The sequence below is a fragment of the Pseudoalteromonas sp. SR41-4 genome (assembly GCF_014163985.1).
Lineage (GTDB): Bacteria > Pseudomonadota > Gammaproteobacteria > Enterobacterales > Alteromonadaceae > Pseudoalteromonas > Pseudoalteromonas rhizosphaerae.
On the sequence record NZ_JACJEI010000003.1, the window covers coordinates 63835 to 82949 of the forward strand.

Consider the following 19115-nt stretch of genomic DNA (forward strand, 5'->3'; position numbering starts at 1 on the left):
CTTTTAAATTGATTTTTGCTTACTTGAAAATACCAGTAAGCAAATTTTACAGGGCTTTTGTAAGAGCGTTACTTTAATTCATCTGCAACTTCGGCTACTTTTTGGCGTAACCAAATATGACTGGCATCTCTGTGAAGTAATGGGCTCCAAATCATATCTAACTCAAATGGTGGTATAGGGAAGGGAGGCTCCAGAATTTGCAAACCGGGATCATCTAAATAAATATTAGCGGCTTTTGAAGGGAGTGTCGCAATCAGGTTCTTCTCTTTCGCTAGATGTATTGCAACGTGGTAATTACGGGTGAATGTGGCAATATTTCGGTGTTTACCAAAGTGGGCGAGCGCTTCATCAACCCAGCCAAGTTTTTGTACGTCTTTAGGATCCATACCAACCCCGACACCAAAACCTGTTTTACTTACCCAAATATGCCGAGCTTTTAAATAACTATCGAGGCTAAAATTTTCAATGATCGGGTTGTCAGCTTTTACTAAACAACAAAAGCTATCTTTCCAAATACGTTTGTGATGAAACGACTGCGGTAGGTTTTCGAAACGATTTATTGCCATATCAACTTTACCGTTTTCTACATCATGAAAAGTAACATCACTTGGAGTGAGAATATCGAGTGTGGTATCCGGCGCTTCATCGTGTAATTTACTCAGTAGCTTAGGTGCTAAGGTGCTGGCAGCATAGTCACTGGCCATAATCCTAAATACCCGTTTGCTTTGGCTGGCCTCAAATTCACGGTTTGGTGCAAGCGTTTCTTCTAATGTCATTAAGATGCCACGGATCACCGGCTGCAATTCAATAGCTCGTTCAGTGGGCACCATACCATCACTGGTGCGTACTAAGATCGGATCGTTAAACAGGTTACGTAAACGTTTTAAACCATTACTCATTGCCGGCTGTGTAATGCTAAGCTGGTTTGCGGCGCGAGTAACATTACATTCGCGTAATAAGGTGTCGAGATAAACGAGTAAGTTTAAATCTATTTTACTGATATTCATTGTGTGTCCTTTCGTCTACCATTGATGGATAAAACGCTGCGCTGCTGGATAAGGGTAGATGTGGCTAACGACCCCTGCTTTTATATTTCGTTGCGCTTGCTGCCAAAATGCGACGTCTAATAGTTCTGGATGTGTTTGGCTGAAAACTGCTTTGTATTGCGGGTTTGGCATTACAAAAGTGCATAACTGCTCTGGAAATACATCTTGTGGTGCCACAGAGTAACTTTGCTCATTGGTTAAGTAGTCATCATAACTTTTTGCTTTAGGCAATGCCCTAAAGTTCATGTCTGTTAAATATTGCACTTCATCATAATCATAAAAAATAATGCGTTTGTGTTTACTGACACCAAAGTTTTTAAGTAACATATCGCCTGGGAAAATATTAACGGCGATCATTTCCTTGAGTGCTTGGCCATATTCTGCAATGGCAACAGCGGCATCTTCAGTATTAGCTTTTTCTAAATATAAATTCAGTGGCGTCATGCGTCGCTCAATATACATATGTTTGATGATCAGTAAGTCGCCTTCGATGATCATTGATGAACCAATAGTTTGTTTAAGCTGTGCAAGCAATGTAGCGTTAAAACGCGCAACAGGGAATACGACGTTAGAATACTCTATGGTATCTGCCATACGACCAACCCGATCATGGCTTTTAACTAATTGGTAGCGTTTGAGAACGGTATCGCGGCCAAATGGTTTACTTTCACCAAATTTGTCTTTAATTATTTTAAATACATAATCAAATGAAGGTAGGGTAAATACCATCATCACCATGCCCGGTGTGCCAGGGGCAATCACAAAATCATCACTGGAGCGTTGTAAATGGGTTAAAAACTCGCGATAGAACTCGGTTTTACCTTGTTTATGAAAGCCAATGGCATTGTAAAGCTCTGCTAAGGTTTTGTTGGGCATTAGTTGGTTTAAAAACCGAACTAATGCGGAAGGAGCGTGGGTTTCAACCATAAAATAAGCGCGAGCAAAGCCAAAAATAACCCGCATTTGCGATGAGTTAGTCAGTAAAGCATCGAGATACAGACCTTGCTCTTGATGATGTAACACCGCAATAATAAATGGCTGCACACCACTTTGTGATACCACACGGCCGACAATATAGGCTGCTTTGTTGCGATAAAACGGCGTTTGTAATATGTCAAAGCGCATTTGCCACGCACGGTGATGGGTGTCGGGTGCTTGTTTATAAAACGCCTTTACTAAAAGTCGTATATCGCGCTCTAAATTAACAAAATCGGCTTTAAAATCAAATTGATTAATTATTTTACGGATAGTGGGCTTTAAGCCGTCTACAACAGGAAAGTAGCTGCGGTATTCTGCTTCTACAGGAAGCGCAGGGGCATCTGCTAAGGTGGCTTTTACAAAAATAAAATCATTATTAAAATAACGTCGATGAAATAAGCGGCAAAACACAGAGTTATAAAATGTTTCGGCTAATTCTGCTTGTGGATGAAACGTTAAAAAGTGCTGGTAGATTTGTTTTGTTTGCAGCCAGAGTGATTCATCCAGTTGATTGGCTAATTGCTGATTTTGTAGTTGCTGGGTGGTTTCGTTAACCCGATCATCGTAATAAGTGATCCGCAAGCGACTAATGTCGTGCATTTTTGTCCAGTTTTTATTTGCAAATGCCAGAGGTGCTTGTGCGGTGATCTGCTGAAATAATTTATAATGCTTTTTAAAGCCATTTAAAATTAGCTCGGCAATGTTTTGTGGTTGCATGAACGGGTACTCCAAAATGACCTGTAGAGTATATGCTCTACACATGTTAAGAGTATGCTAAATATTGGTAAAACCCAATAGTTTATTCATAACGTTTCAGTTTTTTTTCGAGTGCGGAGAGCTGTTTGTTGGTCGTTTTGGTGTTTTTGGCAAACGTTTTATTGATCACTTTTAGCTGCTTTTTTATCTCTTTACTAAGCTTTTTTTTATCATCATCACTCATTAAACGATTAAGCCGTTGCAGTTGCTCGTATTCAGCGCGATCACGGTCACGACTCAAAATGGCGAGTTTATATTTAACGCTGCGTATCTCAGCGTTGAGATTACGAATAATTTGTTCACGCTCAAGAGAATTAAGCGCTTTGACATGATTTACATTGGCCGGAGTGACGTTGGGCGACACTGCTATTTTATGTTGCGTTGCCTGCCCGCCACAGGGAAATTGGCTAAAAGTAGTACCTCTGTCGGTTACGCACTTGTAATATTGATCTGCGGAAGCCGCCTGATCAGCAACAAATAGCAAACTAATAAAAATAACGAAAAGAGTACACAGTTTCATTACGCTAGCCTTCCCTAGTTAGGGCATAATCATATACAAAAACTATAACCTAACTTGGGTAAATTGCCAGTGGCAGTTATTCGGTAAAGGTTTTTAGCTTTTTAATGCTTTGTGCTAAAAACGGAATATCTAAACCTTGCTCTATTGAAAAGCCTTGAGCAGCAGAGATATTTTTATAATTACCATCAGAATCAATTAATGTAATACGGTCTTTCTTATAGGCAATAAATACGCCTTGCGAATAATTAACGCCCATATCGCCTTTTTTGTTATACAGATTAACGCCTAGCATGCTTTGCTTTGCGATATCAGCACAATTTAAATATTGGCCAACGCTTGTGGCAATTAAATCGCTTGGCTGGATCAAGCCTTCAGTGCGGGTTACTTTTCTATCCGTGCTGTATAAAGATGAAGCACTCACAATACCGTGATCAACATCGGCTAAACTAAATGCAAATACTTGATTGACTCCCTCTCGAAGCGCAGTGTTTTCATCGGCTTTAATGATACGAATTGCTGCATCACCCGCTGTTGTATTATTGATATAGTTAAAATCATCAAAGCCACTGACACTAATACTACGACGATTACTTTGCCACACCGGCAATGTTTGCTCTGTCATTAAGGCTGGCTTGTAGTATGCAGGTAAACCGTAAATCAAGCTAAATAGTACATCTTGATGGTGAACGGGTTGTAAAAACTGCTCTGTTTTATTTAAATTTTTGTGCTGTTTAGCAAAATTAGTTAACGCAGGTGCAGAGCTAAACACTAAAATATCGACTGTCGCAGCAGTAAAGTCTTCACAGCGAGCAATTGGTGTTGGAGCCGTGTAATCTACATTTTGTGTATTAACCTTTACGTTATGTGCTTGCTCGTAACTTTCAATATCAAGTAAATCATTTTTTGCCAATAAACTTTTTGCTGTCGTTGGGTAGGACAAGGGTAAAACATTATCTTGCTTAGTAATGTCAAACTTCAAATTTGCATCAGCCCAAATATGAATACTGTGGCTCATCGCAAAACATACCAATAACAATGAGCCGGCGTAGCGAGCAAATTTATATTGTTTTAAGCGAGCTAAATGGTGCCATGTATAGTTACTTGCTAATAACTGAAATGCAAAAATAAGCATTACAATTCCCCCAGCGAGCAGGGTTGTCAGCGCTGGAGAGCTAGTTAAACGATGCCACAATAAGGTAATAATCTCAGGTAACGCAGAGCTACTTAAATGGTAGCCTAAGTTAAAATACACATAGGCATCAAGCGTCAGTAGTGATGCACCACAAGTGGCAAGTATTGCAGCCATACCGCGGATATGACGTGGATAAGGAAATATTAAACTTAGCGGAAATATCGTCAGTACAAAGGCAATAAAGGTAATAAAACTAGTGTGACTAAGCCATGTCACTAGCATATAAAGAATACCCATAAAGCTGGTAGGTGGAGAGTCAGCAAATAAGTAACTTAAACTTATGAGCAACACTAAGCCGATATTGGCAAAAGTAAACAAATGCCCCCAACTTAATAATTGACTCGCTTTAGACGAAAACTGATTGTGCTGCGATAAATTCATAAAGTCTATTTAACCGATTGCGCAAGTGCTTTGGCAAAATTGTCTGCAACCGCTTGTCTTTTCCCTGTTGGTACATGCTCTTTTAAGATATGCGTGATAGAATTTCCTAAACACATAAGACTTAAATCAACCGGCGCATTGTGCTTAGTTAACACATCAATGAGCTGATCGACGATTTGTTCTACTTCATCATTAGAATATTTTGATAAGATTGGCATCAGTTGGTTCAATAAAAGAGTTATATTCTCACATTTTAACACCAGAGGCGTGAAAAACAAAGATGGCAATAGATGTTAAAAAGTTAGTCGTTCATTATGTAGACAAAAAAGACGACGATACGCAAATTCATTTGCGCAATGACGAAATGGCAGTGAATGATAAAGTCGCTGTATTCATCGAGCAACTTCATCACGCATACAACGGCAAACCAGGTAAAGGGTACTGTGCTTTTAGTGGTGATAAAAACTCTGTAGTTGCATCAGCCATGCAAAGTTACCGCAACAGCGAGCTTGGCTTTTGGCACATGACAGAGCAAGCTTCAGCTGTACTTAAAGAGGAACTTGATAAGTACGCGTTTAACGAAACTGGCTATTTAGTATTTTGTCATTATCAATACGTAGCAACCGATTATATGCTGATTGCAATGATCAACATCAAAGAGCATTACTCTATTACCTCTGAGCTTGATTTAGCCTCGTCACGCCATTTAGATATTTCCCGCATGCAACTAGCTGCACGCATCGATTTAACTGCGTGGGACACCCAAGCAGAAGACAATCGTTATATCTCATTTATTAAAGGCCGAGCAGGGCGCAAAGTCGCCGACTTCTTCTTAGACTTTTTAGGTTGCGAAGAAGGCATCGATCCAAAACAGCAAAGCCAAGTAATGCTCAATGCAGTTGAAGATTATTTATCAGAGCAACAATTTGATAAATCTGAAAAAGACGACCTGCGTAAACAAGTATTTGATTACTGTAATGACTGCGTTACTACTGGTGAAGATGCTAACGTCAGCGAGTTATCAGCAACGCTCACCAAAGGTGACGACAACCCATTTGAAAGCTTTTGCAAAGAGCAAAGCTATGACCTAGAAGAGTCATTCCCGGTCGATAAAAAAACCGTTACCAGTATGGTTAAATTCTCTGGCCTTGGCGGCGGCGTGAGCATCAGTTTTGAGCGCAAACACTTAGGCGAACGGGTAATGTACAACGAGGCCACTGATACGTTAGTTATTAAAGGCATACCGCCGAACCTTAAAGACCAATTGCAACGGTTTATGGAAAGTGAAGACTAGAGCTTTAAGCCATAAGCCATAAGCAGATTTGAATTAGTTGAAAGCGTGGTGTTTACACCGCGCTTTCTTGTTTTTGCTGTGTGCCGAAGCATAGTTACAGTCGATACTAAATTAATTAAGTTGTATGAAAAAACCACCGCGAATAAGATTATTACTCTAGCTTTTAATACAAAAAATAATTTAACCAAAATAGTAACTTGGCTATGGTTTATTAATAAAAGTGAATTATAAAATGAGTTAATCCACAGGCTTGCTAGTCTTTAAGGAGAAAAAGTGAAATTTGGATTAATGTTTTGCTGTTTTTTGTTACGGCAAGTGTGTTTGCCAAGCCTAATTTTATTAAGGTTAATGGCTATGATATTGAGTACGAAATCGCGTGGAGTGGCAAGCATACTCTATTTTTAGAGGCTGGTGGCTCTGCGGGGTTATTTGATTGGGAGCCGGTTTTTGAAAAGCTTGCAAAGGAAGCCCGCATCATTCGTTATTTAAAAATTGGTAACGGCGGTTCTACGCAATTGAGAAAAAACTACAGCTCGGAAGAGTATGCAAACGAAGCTCTCATGCTACTTGAAGCGTTACACGTTGAAAAACCAATCGTCTATATTGCTCATTCATATGGTGCTTATATCGCAAGACGATTCGCTGCAACTTACCCTGAGTGGGTTTCAGCCCTCATGCTGATTGAGCCTGCTTCGGAGCATGATGTTGATATCATGCGCCAAATTGATCTTGCAAAAGCTGAGAAAGAAATAGCACAAGTGAAATTAGGCGATATGGCTAATGGTATGTCCAACCAGTATCTGGACTTTTGGGGGAAAAGACCATTGCCAGATTATCCACAGATCCCAGATATTCCAGTAACCGTTATTGCATCCGTGAAAAAGTATAAAAATCCGCCATTACTCTTTTTTACCGATGAAGGCCGAAAAATGTGGGGCGAATTGCATTCAACTTCGGCTGAGTCTTTTCCACAAGGTAAAGCTGTATTAACAGATAAGAGCTATCATTATCCTCAAAATGATGAACCAGATAGGGTGGTGCAAGAAGTAATTGAATTATTGAAAAGAATTAAAGACTAATAAATGCAGGGAATTGATTTACATGATTTGCCGCTGCAGTAAGCGATGAGACGGTATAGTTAGCTATGTGCTTACAAATAATTTAACCAAAATAGTAACTAGGCTGTGTTTGGTTTACAAATGAAAATAAATCAAATCGAGCCATTTTTTAGACTTGTAGATAAGCCGATATAGCTGTGATGATTTAAGGACTGATATGAGTAATAAAAAGGAAGGTAAATCAGCAAATAAAACCTTAGGTGTATATATGGCAATAGGGTGTGGAGTTGGCTCTGCTATCGGTGTGGTTATTGGTGTAATATTTAACATATTACATTTTAGTTTAGCTATTGGCATTGCTGTTGGCGCTGGCATTGGTCTTTCAGTTGGCACCGCAATACAAGAAAAGAAAAAATAACAAACATCCCTAATAATATGAGCCTTCGACTTGCCATCGTTTTAGATAATCAATTAGTTACTGTATAATTTAACGAGTCTAGGTGTTTATGAGCAAAGCTAAATTGTTTTTACACTTTTCATATTTCTTGCTCATGATTTTTGTGCACAAAAGCACTTGGCCAAAATCAAAGTTCAAGTATTTGAATGCTAACGTTGGGTGCTGAATTTAAATATGAAAATTATACTGCTTCCTGGCCTTGATGGTACTGGCCGTCTGTTTGCTAAATTGACAAAAAACTTGCCTGAAAATATAAATACTGAAGTGATCTCATATGAATCACTTGAAGGCGTAACTTATGCTAAACAAGCGGCAGAAATAGCAAAGCGTTTTAAAGATACTGATATTTATATTGTCGCGGAGTCTTATTCTGGGCCGGTGGCTTGTGAGCTTTATAAGCTACTTGGCAGTCGTGTGAAAGGCATCGTATTTTTGGCCAGCTTTATCTCAGCGCCTTCTTTGTTATCTAAGTTGGCAGGCTTTTTACCTGTTAGCTTACTGTCAGCAAATTATTTAAGTAAAAAGCTACTTTATCTGTTTGGTTTTAGTTTAACGGGTGGGCAAACGTTGGTTTATCCCGTATTTGTTTCGCTGCAAACAGCGAATAAACGTAAACTCAAATTAAGATTAGGCAACATAGCTGGCCTTTCAAAACAACAGTGCGAGTTAGATTGCCCAGTGACTTATATTCGCCCTAGTAGAGATTTACTGGTAAGCGCGAGTGCGGTGAAGTACTTAGCGTCAATGTGTTCCAGCTTCAGCCAAGTTGAGATTGAAGGCGGACATTTTATAGCGCAATCAAACCCTGTAGCATGTGCTAAGGTTATTTGTGATACATTCAACGTAGCATCGGCGTTGATAAAATTGAACTTAAAGGAAGATTATAATGGACAGTACATCTCATAAAACAAAAGGCCATTGTCGTTGTGGACAGGTAAAGTTTGAAGTTAGCGCAAAGCCAATGATCACTATGGCTTGTCATTGCACTGGCTGTCAGAAAATGACGTCTAGCGCATTTAGCTTAAGCTCATTATTTCAACGAGCTGCCTTTTCTATTACATCTGGAGCGCCTGTTATTGGCGGGCTGCATGACAGTAGTACGCAGCACTTTTTTTGTGGACATTGTATGAGCTGGTTATTTACCCACCTAGAAGGTTTGGATGATTTTGTAAATGTTCGCTCAACAATGCTAGATGACTCTCGCACCTACAAACCATTCATTGAAACTTACACTGATGAAAAACTTGAGTGGGCGAGTACGGGGGCAGAGCACAGTTTTTGTAAGTTTTCACCGCAAGAAAAGTTTCCTGAATTGCTGCATGAGTATATGCTAAAACAAGGATAAATATAGCATTACCCTTCATGCGCTTTTTATAAATAACAAGTGCAATGTGCTGTTTGTTTTTCCATCACTATTTATCTAATATCTCTGCTTAGGCTAGTTTGCTTTAGCTAGAGCCTAGTAAATCGTTCTCTTTAACCTTAAAACTGCTATTAAAAAAGCCGCGTTAATTTTCATTTACGCGGCTTTTTAGTGTGCTTTTAAGCTAAACCAAAAGTGTTAGTCAACACTCATGGTTTTAGTCATTGCAGCATTCGCGCGACCAGCTGGTTTGATAGAACCGGCACGTAAGCCGCTATCTGGAATAGCGTCACGTTTGTCGTGTGCCATCGCTTTTGGCGTATGGGCGACTTCGCTATCTGCAACAGCAGTAGGTTGTGCCATTGGCGCACTTGCTTTACCTGAAGTGATCACTGTTTTAGTGTGTGCTACAGGTTTTGCAGTAGGCTTAGTCTCTGCCATTGGTGCTTCCTCAACAACTACTTCTGAAGCAGGTTCCGCAGCAACTGGCGCTTGTTCAACCACTTCTTCAGTTGGTTCAGCAGCAACAGGCGGTTGTTCAACCACTTCTGGAGTAGGTTCTACAGCAACAGGCGCTTGTTCAACCACTTCTGGAGTTGGTTCTACAGCAACAGGCGCTTGTTCAACCACTTCTTCAGTAGGTTCTACAGCAACAGGCGCTTGTTCAACCACTTCTTCAGTAGGTTCAGCAGCAACAGGCGCTTGTTCAACCACTTCTTCAGTAGGTTCAGCAGCAACTGGTGCTTGTTCAACCACTTCTTCAGTTGCTTCAGCAGCAACAGGTGCTTGTTCAACCACTTCTTCAGTTGCTTCAGCAGCAACAGGTGCTTGTTCAACCACTTCTTCAGTTGCTTTAGCAGCAACAGGTGCTTGTTCAACCACTTCTTCAGTAGGTTCAGCAGCAACAGGTGCTTGTTCAACCGCTTCTGGAGTCGGTTCAGCAGCAACAGGTGCTTGTTTAACCACTTCCGGAGCTGATTCAGCAACGGCAGGTTTTTCTTCAACTACTTCTGCAGCTTGCTTATTTTGCTTGGCTTTTAACTCAGCTTCATATTCAGCAGCGGCTTGATCTGCAACTGGAATAAATGCTGGTGGTTGTGTACCTTGCGTTGGCGTAGCTTCTTCACCCTCAGGACGACGACGGCGTTGCCCAGCAGCACGTAAATGACGTGGAGAACGGCGTGAACGCGTACGCGTTTGGCCTTGCTCTTCATCAGTCGATGTTACTGTCTCTTGCTCGTTTGGTGCCGTCTGTTCAGCTTTTTGCTCAGGCGCTTCAACAGCCGTTGTTTCAACAGCAGTAGTCTCAACAGGTGCTTTAACTTCTTCAGTTTGAGTTACAACTGGCTTAGTTGGCTTGTCATCAACAACTGGCGTAGCTTGTTGCTCTGCGTCATTGTTGGTTGTAGCCGGTTGTGCATTTTCATCTTGTAGGCGAACTTTTTTACGTAAGTTACGGCGCTGACGACGAACCTTAGGTTTTTGATCCGTTGCTTCAACAACGACATCTTGGCTTGGTGCAACGTCTTTTACGTCAGCTTTTGCTTCGGTTTTTTCTGCTACTACTTTGCTGTCATCGTTACGGTTATCGTTACGCTTACGTGAGTTAGGATTGCGACGACGTTTGTTACGGTTATCGTTTCTTTCCTGTTGCTCGTTGTTTTGCGTGTTTTCAACTGCTGGCGTTTCTTCAGCTACGCTTTCTGTACGCTCGCTTTGCGGTTTAGTGCGTGAATTATTGTTACGACGACGTTGGTTATTACGACGACGTGTATCACCGTCATTGTTACGACGTGGATTATTACGAGATTCACTCGCTGTTTTTTGCTGCTGTTGCTCTTTACTTTCTGTTTGCTCAGCAGGCGTTGCAAATAAAGCCTTAAACCAATTGCTGATGGTAGTAAATAAACTTACCTGCGGCTGGGCTGCAACACTTTGTGGTGCCGCTGCTGGGGCTGCTTGAGCCTGAGCTTGTGGTGCTGGTGTCGATGGCATAACTACGCCTTTTAACACCGGCTCTTCACGTACCGCGACCGTTGGTGTTTTTGATGTTTCATACACTTCTTGTTCAGGTAATGTGATTTGCTCGTAGCTTGCTGCTTCAATTGTTTCATCTTTACGCAAACGCATTACTTCATAATGTGGTGTATCCATATGTTGATTTGGAATGATCACCACATCACAGTTATGACGTTTTTCGATGCGATGCACGCTACGGCGTTGCTCATTTAACAGATATGAGGCAACCGCTACAGGTACTTGGGCATTAACTTGTGAGGTATTGTCTTTAATCGCTTCTTCTTCGATTAAACGTAGGATTGACAATGCAATCGACTCGTTTGAACGAATAGTACCTTGACCACTACAACGTGGACATGGGCCTTGGCTCGCTTCACCTAATGAAGGGCGTAGGCGCTGACGCGACATTTCAAGTAAGCCAAAACGCGAAATTTTACCAATTTGTACACGGGCACGATCTGGACGAACAGCATCTTTTAAGCGATTTTCTACTTCACGTTGATGGCGCGGTGGTGTCATATCAATGAAGTCGATAACGATTAAGCCACCTAAGTCGCGTAAACGTAATTGGCGAGCAATTTCGTCTGCAGCTTCTAAGTTGGTATTAAGCGCAGTTTCTTCGATATCGCCGCCTTTAGTGGCTTTAGATGAGTTGATATCGATAGAAGTAAGTGCTTCAGTTGGGTCAATAACAATTGAACCACCAGAAGGTAAGCGTACTTCACGTTGAAACGCAGACTCAATTTGGCTTTCGATTTGATAATGAGTAAAAAGAGGCACTTCACCTTGATAAAGTTTTACACGGCTCATGAAGTCAGGGCGAAAACGCTCAATGTGCGCTTTAGCTTCTTCAAATACACGGGCTTTATCAATTAGGATCTCACCTATGTCACGGCGTAAATAATCGCGAATCGCACGGAAAATCACGTTGCTTTCTTGATGAATTAAGAACGGTGCTTTACCGCCATCAGAGGCTTGCTGAATCGCATCCCAATGAACAAGCAGCGCTTTTAAATCGTAGTTTAGTTCTTCAAACGATTTACCAACACCGGCAGTACGCACGATTAAACCCATGCCTTTAGGCAGTTCTAAACGACTTAAAGCTTCTTTAAGTTCAGTGCGTTCATCACCTTCGATGCGACGAGAAATACCGCCAGCACGAGGATTATTAGGCATTAAGACTAAGTAGCTACCTGCAACACTAATAAAAGTGGTGAGGGCTGCGCCTTTTTGGCCGCGTTCTTCTTTGTCTACTTGGACAATAACTTCTTGACCTTCTTTGATCACGTCACGAATATTCGGACGACCATGGAAAGTATAACCTTGTGGGAAGTAAGTACGGGCTATTTCTTTTAAAGGAAGGAATCCGTGACGATCAGCGCCGTAATCAACAAAGGCGGCTTCTAATGACGGTTCTATACGAGTGATTTTGCCTTTATAAATATTGGCTTTTTTTTGTTCGTGACCCGGGCTTTCGATATCTAAATCATACAGGCGCTGGCCATCAACCAGTGCTACGCGCATTTCTTCTTGCTGCGTCGCATTGATTAGCATACGTTTCATATTGTTACTCTACTGTGTTATGTCTCTGACATGACGAAACTTTTCGCCTGTTCAGTTGCTCCCATCGCTTCTTTTTGTACAATCTCACGACTGGGTCTGTGGGGGAGCTTGGTACTGTATCCGTACTCTAAGTATCTTTATGGTGCTGGCTGACAATAACGTGTTGTCACGTTATTAAATTCTATTATGGTGCCAAAACTATCGGCTGTTTTTTTACAGTGACGTATTCGAGTTCTGTCCAGAGTCGACCATTAATTAAATTAACTTGTACGGTTACAACACATCTGCTGAACGGCGTATTGTACGCCGTCACGATCAGACAAATTATCTGTTCAAATTGCTTTTTTCATCAACATTAAATAACACTTCATGCTCAAACTTAACTGGCGATATATTACACGCATCGGAGTTAATTGAAGGCACGTGTAAACTGGGTATGTATAAAAGCTTTGGAAAACTTATCTCGGATCTGTATGATCAATTACCCAGAATGTGCATCACGAATGTTTTAATGTGTTAAAAAGCACCGTTGTTATTTGCAAATATATATTTGCGACGGTGATTATCCCATTATTATAACTGTGTTAGCAACTAAAATTATTTTACTTAAATCAGTGATTAGGCAATGTCAGAAAAAAACGGCTTACAAGTATCTTTCGTCACGATTACCGAAGACCATTTAGGTCAACGGATTGATAACTTTCTTATTACTCATTTAAAAGGGGTGCCTAAAAGCGCTGTGTATCGAATTCTTCGCAAAGGGGAAGTGCGGGTTAATAAAAAACGCATCAAACCTGTGTATAAATTACAACTCGATGACATCGTTCGTATTCCACCAATACAAATAGCTGAACGTGAAGAGTTTGTGCCTAAAAATCTTGATGTAGTGACCAAACTTGAAGAGGCTATTTTATTTGAAGATAAATACCTTATCGTCATTAACAAACCATCAGGCATGGCTGTGCATGGCGGCAGTGGGCTCAGTTATGGTTTAATTGAAGCATTGCGCGTATTGCGCCCAGATGAGCGCAATTTAGAGCTTGTACATCGTTTAGACCGTGATACATCAGGCTGTTTGTTAATCTCGAAACGTCGTTCAGTGTTGACCAGCTTGCATGAACAGTTACGTGAAAAAACCATGGAAAAGAATTACTGGGCATTGGTTGATGGGCAATGGGATTCTAAAACTAAAAATGTCACCGAAGGGCTGCGTAAAAACACCCTACAATCAGGTGAACGAGTAGTACGTGTGGATAACGTTGAAGGTAAACCTTCACATACTCGTTTTAAAGTACTGGAGCGCTTTGCTGAATGTTCGTTAGTGCAGGCATCACCAGTAACCGGTCGTACTCACCAAATTCGTGTGCATACACAATGTAAAGGTCATGCAATTGCTTGTGATGATAAATATGGCAACCAAGCATTTGATGCGGCGATGCGTAAAGTGGGATTAGGGCGATTATTTTTACATGCGCACGATTTGAGTTTTTATCATCCAAAAAATGAAACTACTATGCGAGTAGAAGCGCCGCTTGATAAAGCGCTGGCTAATTGTATTAAAACGTTACGTGCCGCAAAACCGTGAAACCCTATAAATTAGTTATATTTGATTGGGATGGCACGGTGATGGATTCAGTGGCTAAAATAGTTAACTGTATGCATCAATCCGCGAGAGTCTGTGGTGTAGTTTGCCCCACTGACGAGGCGGTTAAAAATATCATTGGTTTATCACTTGAGCAGGCCGTGACGGTGTTATTTCCTCAGCAGAGCCACTTACACGCTGATTTAATCGCCGGTTATAAGCATCAGTATAAACATCTTGATAACACGCCTACGCCTTTATTTGCTGATGTAGAACAGACTTTAGCGGCATTAAAAAACCGTGGCGTATTGTTAGCTGTTGCTACCGGCAAAAGCCGAGTCGGCCTTGAACGCTTGCTGGATGAAACACAGTTACGGGATTACTTTGTAGCGACCCGCACCAGTGATGATGCATTGTCAAAACCAGCTCCTGATATGTTGTTGCAACTGCTGGATGAACTTAATATTAGCCATGATGATGCGCTGATGATTGGCGACACTAAAATAGATATGGCGATGGCAAAAGCGGCCAATATTGACCGTTTAGGTGTAACTATGGGGGTGCATAACGCCCAGCAGCTAAACGAGTTTACACCGATTGCGACAGTTGATTCGTATCAGCAACTAGCTGCGCGTTTAGTTTAAGTCGTAGCGAATAAATAGTTAGTCTTGATTACTTAACACATCCATACCAAACTCAGTCAATAATTGGCTGAGTTTGATAAGTGGTAAACCAATCAAGCTATTAGGGTCATCACCGCTAAGCTTTTCAAATAAACAAATACCTAAGCCTTCGCTTTTAAAGCTGCCTGCACAATTGTAGGGTTGCTCTGCGTCGCAGTAAGCAGATATTTGTGCTTGTGCCAGTGTTCTAAATGTAACATTAAAGGGTTCAACTAGGGTTTTTGTTTTATTGCTTTGAATATCATAAACACATAAGCCCGTTAGAAATGTGACTGTATTACCGCTAAATAAACTCAGTTGTTTAATGGCATTTTCTTTGTTGTGTGGTTTACCTAAGATTTGTTGCTCAAATACGGCAACTTGATCAGAGCCAATTACTAAGCCTTGTTTAAAAAGGGCAGTGGCTGCGCGTGCTTTGAGTTCACTTAAGCGTTTTACAAGTTCAACAGGGGCTTCATTGGGTAGTGCTGATTCGTCAATATCAGGTGAAAAACTGTCGAACGGCAGATTAAATTTTTGCAATAAAGACTGACGAAAGGGTGAACTTGAGGCTAAAATAAGCGGGTGCTGCATGGATTGTTTTCCTAATGAAAATTAGATTGAGTTAGGATAAATCAGATCCGTTGGCAAAACAAAGAAATGAATCGCGAAAAACCAGCTAAAATTGGTTTTTTACTTTGACTAACCAAGTAACTATCTATATGATGCAGCCCCTATGCAAAAGGTGAAAATTCCCATCACTCTTCATCCAGGCAAGGCAGCGCAACACCGTTTAAAGTATGACGGCATTGTACCGCTTGAAAAACTTACCCGTTTACGGGAAGTTGTGCAGGAAGAAGTAGGTGAAATAGCGGTAAAAATTCATTGCAAAAACGATGATCAAGGTTTCGCTGTGATTAGAGGCAATTTGTCCACACATGTTACTGTCACTTGTCAACGTTGTAATGGTGATTTAGGGTTGGATTTGGTTCAAGACTTTGTTTATTCACCAGTCGGTGAGGATACAGAGTTAGAGATTTTTCCAGAAGACTACGATGAAGTAGCGCTTGATGAAAATGGTGAAGTTAACGTTTTTGATTTAATCGAAGACGAACTAATTTTAGCAGTGCCATTAGTTGCTACCCACAACGAAGCTTCATGCAGTTATTCAGCAAAGCCTGCCAGCTTTGGTGTTTTAAAAGCGGAAGATGATAAACCAAATCCATTTGATATTTTGAAACAACTTAAGAAAGATTCTTAGGAGAAGACTATGGCTGTACAAAAAAGCAAAAAGTCTCGTGCAAGACGCGGCATGCGCCGTTCACACGATGCGATCAGTGGTCCAACTTTAACTGTAGACCAAACATCTGGTGAGACTCATCGTCGTCACCATGTGACTGCAGATGGTTACTACAAAGGCGTTCAAGTAATTTCTAAATAAGAGATTGCTTTTATGCTGACCAATCTAACAATTGCGTTAGATATGATGGGGGGCGATTATGGCCCCCGTTCATCTATCCCCGCAGCCGTTAACGCGGTAAATGCAAATGCCAACCTAAGATTGATCTTATGTGGCAACGAACAAGTAATATCTAAAGAACTCGAGTCTCTCGATTCTCTATCTCATCCTCGTTTAATAATTCGTCATTGTAGTCAAGTAGTCACCAATAGCTGTGAACCGTCTTCTGCTGTGCGATCTAAAAAAGATTCCTCAATGCGCGTTGCCCTTGATTTAGTTAAATCAGGTGAGGCACAAGCGTGCGTTAGTGCCGGAAATACCGGTGCATTATTATTTATGGCTCACTATGTGCTGAAAATGTTGCCAGGCGTAAAACGTCCTGCATTGATCTCGGCTGTGCCAACTGAGCGAAAAAATCCGGTTTACTTACTTGATTTAGGTGCGAACGTGCATTGTGATGCACAAACCTTATATCAATTTGGCATTATGGGCTCGGTTGTCGCAGGGCAAGCACTGGGCTGTGATAGTCCAAAAGTGAGTTTATTAAATATTGGCTCCGAAGACATTAAGGGCCATGAAGATATCAAACAAGCTGCACAACTGATGCAACAATGTAGCTACCTTAATTATACTGGTTACAGCGAAGGTAGTGATATTTTTACTGGTAAATCAGATGTGATCGTCTGTGAAGGTTTTGTGGGCAATGTGGCTTTGAAAACCTGTGAAGGGATTGCCAAGCTGATTATGTTTAAGCTTACCAAAGCACTGCAAAAGCACTTTTTCTATAAATGTTTAGCATTTATGTTACAGCCAGTAATAAAAAAACTCTATAAACGGGTGAACCCCGACCAGTATAACGGCGCTTCTCTGGTAGGATTGCGAGGTATTGTCGTAAAAAGCCATGGAAATGCCTCAGCTAAAGCATTTCATGCTGCTATCGACGAAGCTGCTAGAGAGGTGGAACGTCAACTTCCTGAAAAAATTGCAGCTATCTTCGAGCAAACACATTCAACTAAAAAAGTCGCAACTGACGATTAATTACTATGTCAGGTGCGTACTTAAAAATTTATTTATTTGTTTAATTAAAAGAGCAAAGTATGGCACAAAAAATTGCACTTGTTTTTCCGGGTCAAGGCTCACAATCTGTGGGTATGTTAAGTGAACTATTAGAGCAATCTGATATTGTTAAAGCGACGTTCGCGCAAGCATCAGCGGCACTTGGTTATGATTTGGCTGCATTAGTACTTAATGGTCCAGAACAAGAATTAAATCAAACCCATCGTACGCAACCGGCATTATTAACAGCATCGGTGGCAATTTACCGCCAATGGCTTGCTGCAAATCTAGATGCAGACGTAACGATGGCAGGTCACAGTTTAGGTGAATACTCAGCGCTGGTATGTGCTGATGTGTTGAGCTTAGGCGAAGCTGTAAAATTGGTTGAAAACCGTGGTTTATATATGCAAGAAGCTGTGCCAGCAGGCGTGGGTTCAATGGCTGCGATCATTGGTTTAGGTGATGACGAAATTAAAGCCGCGTGCTTGGCATCAGCACAAGGTGAAGTGGTTGCACCAGTAAACTATAACTCACCGGGTCAAGTTGTGATTGCAGGTCATAAAGCCGCAGTAGACAGAGCATCAGAAGCGTGTAAAGAAGCCGGTGCAAAACGTGCATTGCCTTTATCGGTAAGCGTACCTTCACATTGTGAACTAATGAAACCAGCGGCAGAAAAATTAGCAAAAGATTTAGCTGCTTTAACATTTAATACACCTAAGTGTGATGTAATTAATAATGTTGATGTAACAGCTGCAAGTTCAGCGGACGCTATTAAAGATGCATTAGTGCGTCAACTATACAGTCCAGTACGATGGACAGAAACAGTACAAGCATTGGTAGCGCAGGGCATTACCCAAAGCTACGAGTTTGGCCCTGGGAAGGTGTTAACGGGTCTTGCTAAACGCATTGATAAAGCAATGGTATGTGGTTCGGTGAATAGCCAAACCGCCATTGACGAAGCAAAATAAGAGTAGGAAAAAATGGCAAATTTATTTTCGTTAGAGGGCAAAGTTGTCCTAATCACAGGCGCTAGTCGTGGTATTGGTAAAGCAATCGCCACTACATTAGTAGCACAAGGTGCTAAAGTTGCTGGTACTGCAACCAGCGAGTCCGGTGCTGCAAATATCAGCGAATACTTAGGCGAGAATGGTAAAGGTTATGCGTTAAACGTAACTGATCCTGCGTCGATCGAGGCGACACTTGCTGCGATAAAAGCAGATTTAGGCGATATCGACGTATTAGTAAATAATGCCGGTATTACTCGCGATAACTTACTTATGCGTATGAAAGATGCAGAGTGGGACGATATCATTGATACTAACTTGAGCTCAGTTTTTCGTTTATCTAAAGCAGTGTTACGCCCGATGATGAAAAAGAAAAACGGTCGAATTATCAATATAGGTTCAGTTGTTGGTACAATGGGTAATGCAGGGCAAGCTAACTACGCAGCAGCTAAAGCGGGTGTAATTGGTTTTTCTAAGTCGTTAGCGCGTGAAGTTGCTTCTCGTGGTATTACAGTCAACGTAGTTGCTCCTGGTTTTATTCAAACAGATATGACCTACAGCTTAACTGACGAGCAAAAAGCAGCTACGCTTGCTAATGTTCCTGCTGGGCGTTTAGGCCAACCGGATGAAATTGCCGCCGCAGTATGTTACTTAGCATCTGATGCAGCAGCGTATGTTTCAGGCGAAACTTTGCACGTAAATGGTGCGATGTACATGGTGTAAGG

The 19115-nt window shown here is 41.2% G+C and carries 19 protein-coding genes; 12 read left to right on the top strand and 7 right to left on the bottom strand.

Translation table 11 applies throughout. From position 1 onward, the window contains the following. Positions 1–68 precede the first annotated feature (68 nt). The 5 genes from H5180_RS03325 to H5180_RS03345 form a co-directional block, all read right to left on the bottom strand. The gene (locus tag H5180_RS03325; RefSeq protein ID WP_145233562.1) at positions 69–1007 is read right to left on the bottom strand and encodes a LysR family transcriptional regulator; all 939 of its coding nucleotides are present in this window, start codon (positions 1005–1007) and stop codon (positions 69–71) included. A 15-nt stretch (positions 1008–1022) separates the two neighbouring features. After that, positions 1023–2741 (bottom strand): bifunctional isocitrate dehydrogenase kinase/phosphatase, encoded by a 1719-nt coding sequence (gene aceK / locus H5180_RS03330; RefSeq protein ID WP_145233564.1) that lies wholly within the window; start codon positions 2739–2741, stop codon positions 1023–1025. A gap of 82 nt (positions 2742–2823) precedes the next feature. Next, a complete protein-coding gene (locus tag H5180_RS03335) occupies positions 2824–3300 on the bottom strand; it encodes a DUF4124 domain-containing protein (protein ID WP_145233567.1) in 477 nt (158 codons plus the stop codon). Between the two features lie 76 nt (positions 3301–3376). Beyond that, entirely contained in the window at positions 3377–4873 is a 1497-nt protein-coding gene (locus tag H5180_RS03340) for a DUF3413 domain-containing protein (RefSeq protein ID WP_145233569.1), read from the bottom strand. A gap of 5 nt (positions 4874–4878) precedes the next feature. Further along, positions 4879–5091, bottom strand: a complete 213-nt coding sequence (locus H5180_RS03345; protein ID WP_016707302.1) for a DUF1414 domain-containing protein — start codon at positions 5089–5091, stop codon at positions 4879–4881. A gap of 62 nt (positions 5092–5153) precedes the next feature. Between H5180_RS03345 and yejK the strand changes: the two genes are divergently transcribed. The 5 genes from yejK to H5180_RS03370 all read left to right on the top strand — a co-directional run bounded on the left by yejK (position 5154) and on the right by H5180_RS03370 (position 9027). Beyond that, entirely contained in the window at positions 5154–6167 is a 1014-nt protein-coding gene (gene yejK, locus H5180_RS03350) for a nucleoid-associated protein YejK (RefSeq protein ID WP_149982371.1), read from the top strand. Between the two features lie 293 nt (positions 6168–6460). Further along, positions 6461–7246, top strand: a complete 786-nt coding sequence (locus H5180_RS03355; protein ID WP_220493030.1) for an alpha/beta fold hydrolase — start codon at positions 6461–6463, stop codon at positions 7244–7246. A 196-nt stretch (positions 7247–7442) separates the two neighbouring features. Continuing rightward, positions 7443–7643 (top strand): hypothetical protein, encoded by a 201-nt coding sequence (locus H5180_RS03360; RefSeq protein ID WP_182757732.1) that lies wholly within the window; start codon positions 7443–7445, stop codon positions 7641–7643. Between the two features lie 213 nt (positions 7644–7856). Then, positions 7857–8588: an alpha/beta fold hydrolase gene (locus H5180_RS03365; protein WP_182757666.1), complete on the top strand. Its 732-nt coding sequence runs from the start codon at positions 7857–7859 to the stop codon at positions 8586–8588. Then, positions 8569–9027, top strand: a complete 459-nt coding sequence (locus H5180_RS03370; RefSeq protein ID WP_182757667.1) for a GFA family protein — start codon at positions 8569–8571, stop codon at positions 9025–9027. Before H5180_RS03365 ends, H5180_RS03370 begins: the two co-directional genes overlap by 20 nt. A gap of 216 nt (positions 9028–9243) precedes the next feature. On the opposite strand, the gene rne is transcribed toward H5180_RS03370, so the two are convergent. After that, the gene (gene rne / locus H5180_RS03375; RefSeq protein ID WP_182757668.1) at positions 9244–12627 is read right to left on the bottom strand and encodes a ribonuclease E; all 3384 of its coding nucleotides are present in this window, start codon (positions 12625–12627) and stop codon (positions 9244–9246) included. Positions 12628–13252: 625 nt separating this feature from the next. Here rne and rluC point away from each other — a divergent pair. Continuing rightward, on the top strand, positions 13253–14212 hold the full coding sequence (gene rluC, locus H5180_RS03380) for a 23S rRNA pseudouridine(955/2504/2580) synthase RluC (protein ID WP_182757669.1): 960 nt from the start codon (positions 13253–13255) through the stop codon (positions 14210–14212). Further along, positions 14209–14853 carry an HAD-IA family hydrolase gene (locus H5180_RS03385; RefSeq protein WP_145233582.1) on the top strand — a complete coding sequence of 215 codons (645 nt, stop codon included), beginning with the start codon at positions 14209–14211 and terminating at the stop codon, positions 14851–14853. Before rluC ends, H5180_RS03385 begins: the two co-directional genes overlap by 4 nt. An 18-nt stretch (positions 14854–14871) precedes the next feature. Here H5180_RS03385 and H5180_RS03390 read toward each other — a convergent pair whose 3' ends face one another. Further along, positions 14872–15465 carry a nucleoside triphosphate pyrophosphatase gene (locus H5180_RS03390; RefSeq protein ID WP_182757670.1) on the bottom strand — a complete coding sequence of 198 codons (594 nt, stop codon included), beginning with the start codon at positions 15463–15465 and terminating at the stop codon, positions 14872–14874. Positions 15466–15607: 142 nt separating this feature from the next. Here H5180_RS03390 and yceD point away from each other — a divergent pair, with 142 nt between their 5' ends. The 5 genes from yceD to fabG are packed head-to-tail and all read left to right on the top strand — an operon-like array spanning position 15608 to position 19113. Beyond that, entirely contained in the window at positions 15608–16132 is a 525-nt protein-coding gene (gene yceD / locus H5180_RS03395) for a 23S rRNA accumulation protein YceD (protein ID WP_145233584.1), read from the top strand. Positions 16133–16141: 9 nt separating this feature from the next. Next, complete coding sequence (gene rpmF / locus H5180_RS03400; RefSeq protein ID WP_002962381.1) at positions 16142–16312, top strand: 50S ribosomal protein L32; 171 nt, start codon at positions 16142–16144, stop codon at positions 16310–16312. Between the two features lie 12 nt (positions 16313–16324). Continuing rightward, a complete protein-coding gene (gene plsX / locus H5180_RS03405) occupies positions 16325–17368 on the top strand; it encodes a phosphate acyltransferase PlsX (RefSeq protein WP_145233585.1) in 1044 nt (347 codons plus the stop codon). A gap of 59 nt (positions 17369–17427) precedes the next feature. Continuing rightward, positions 17428–18354, top strand: coding sequence for an ACP S-malonyltransferase (fabD, locus tag H5180_RS03410; RefSeq protein ID WP_182757671.1), 927 nt, complete (start codon positions 17428–17430; stop codon positions 18352–18354). Positions 18355–18366: 12 nt separating this feature from the next. Then, positions 18367–19113, top strand: a complete 747-nt coding sequence (fabG, locus tag H5180_RS03415; protein ID WP_182757672.1) for a 3-oxoacyl-ACP reductase FabG — start codon at positions 18367–18369, stop codon at positions 19111–19113. Positions 19114–19115: the final 2 nt, after the last annotated feature.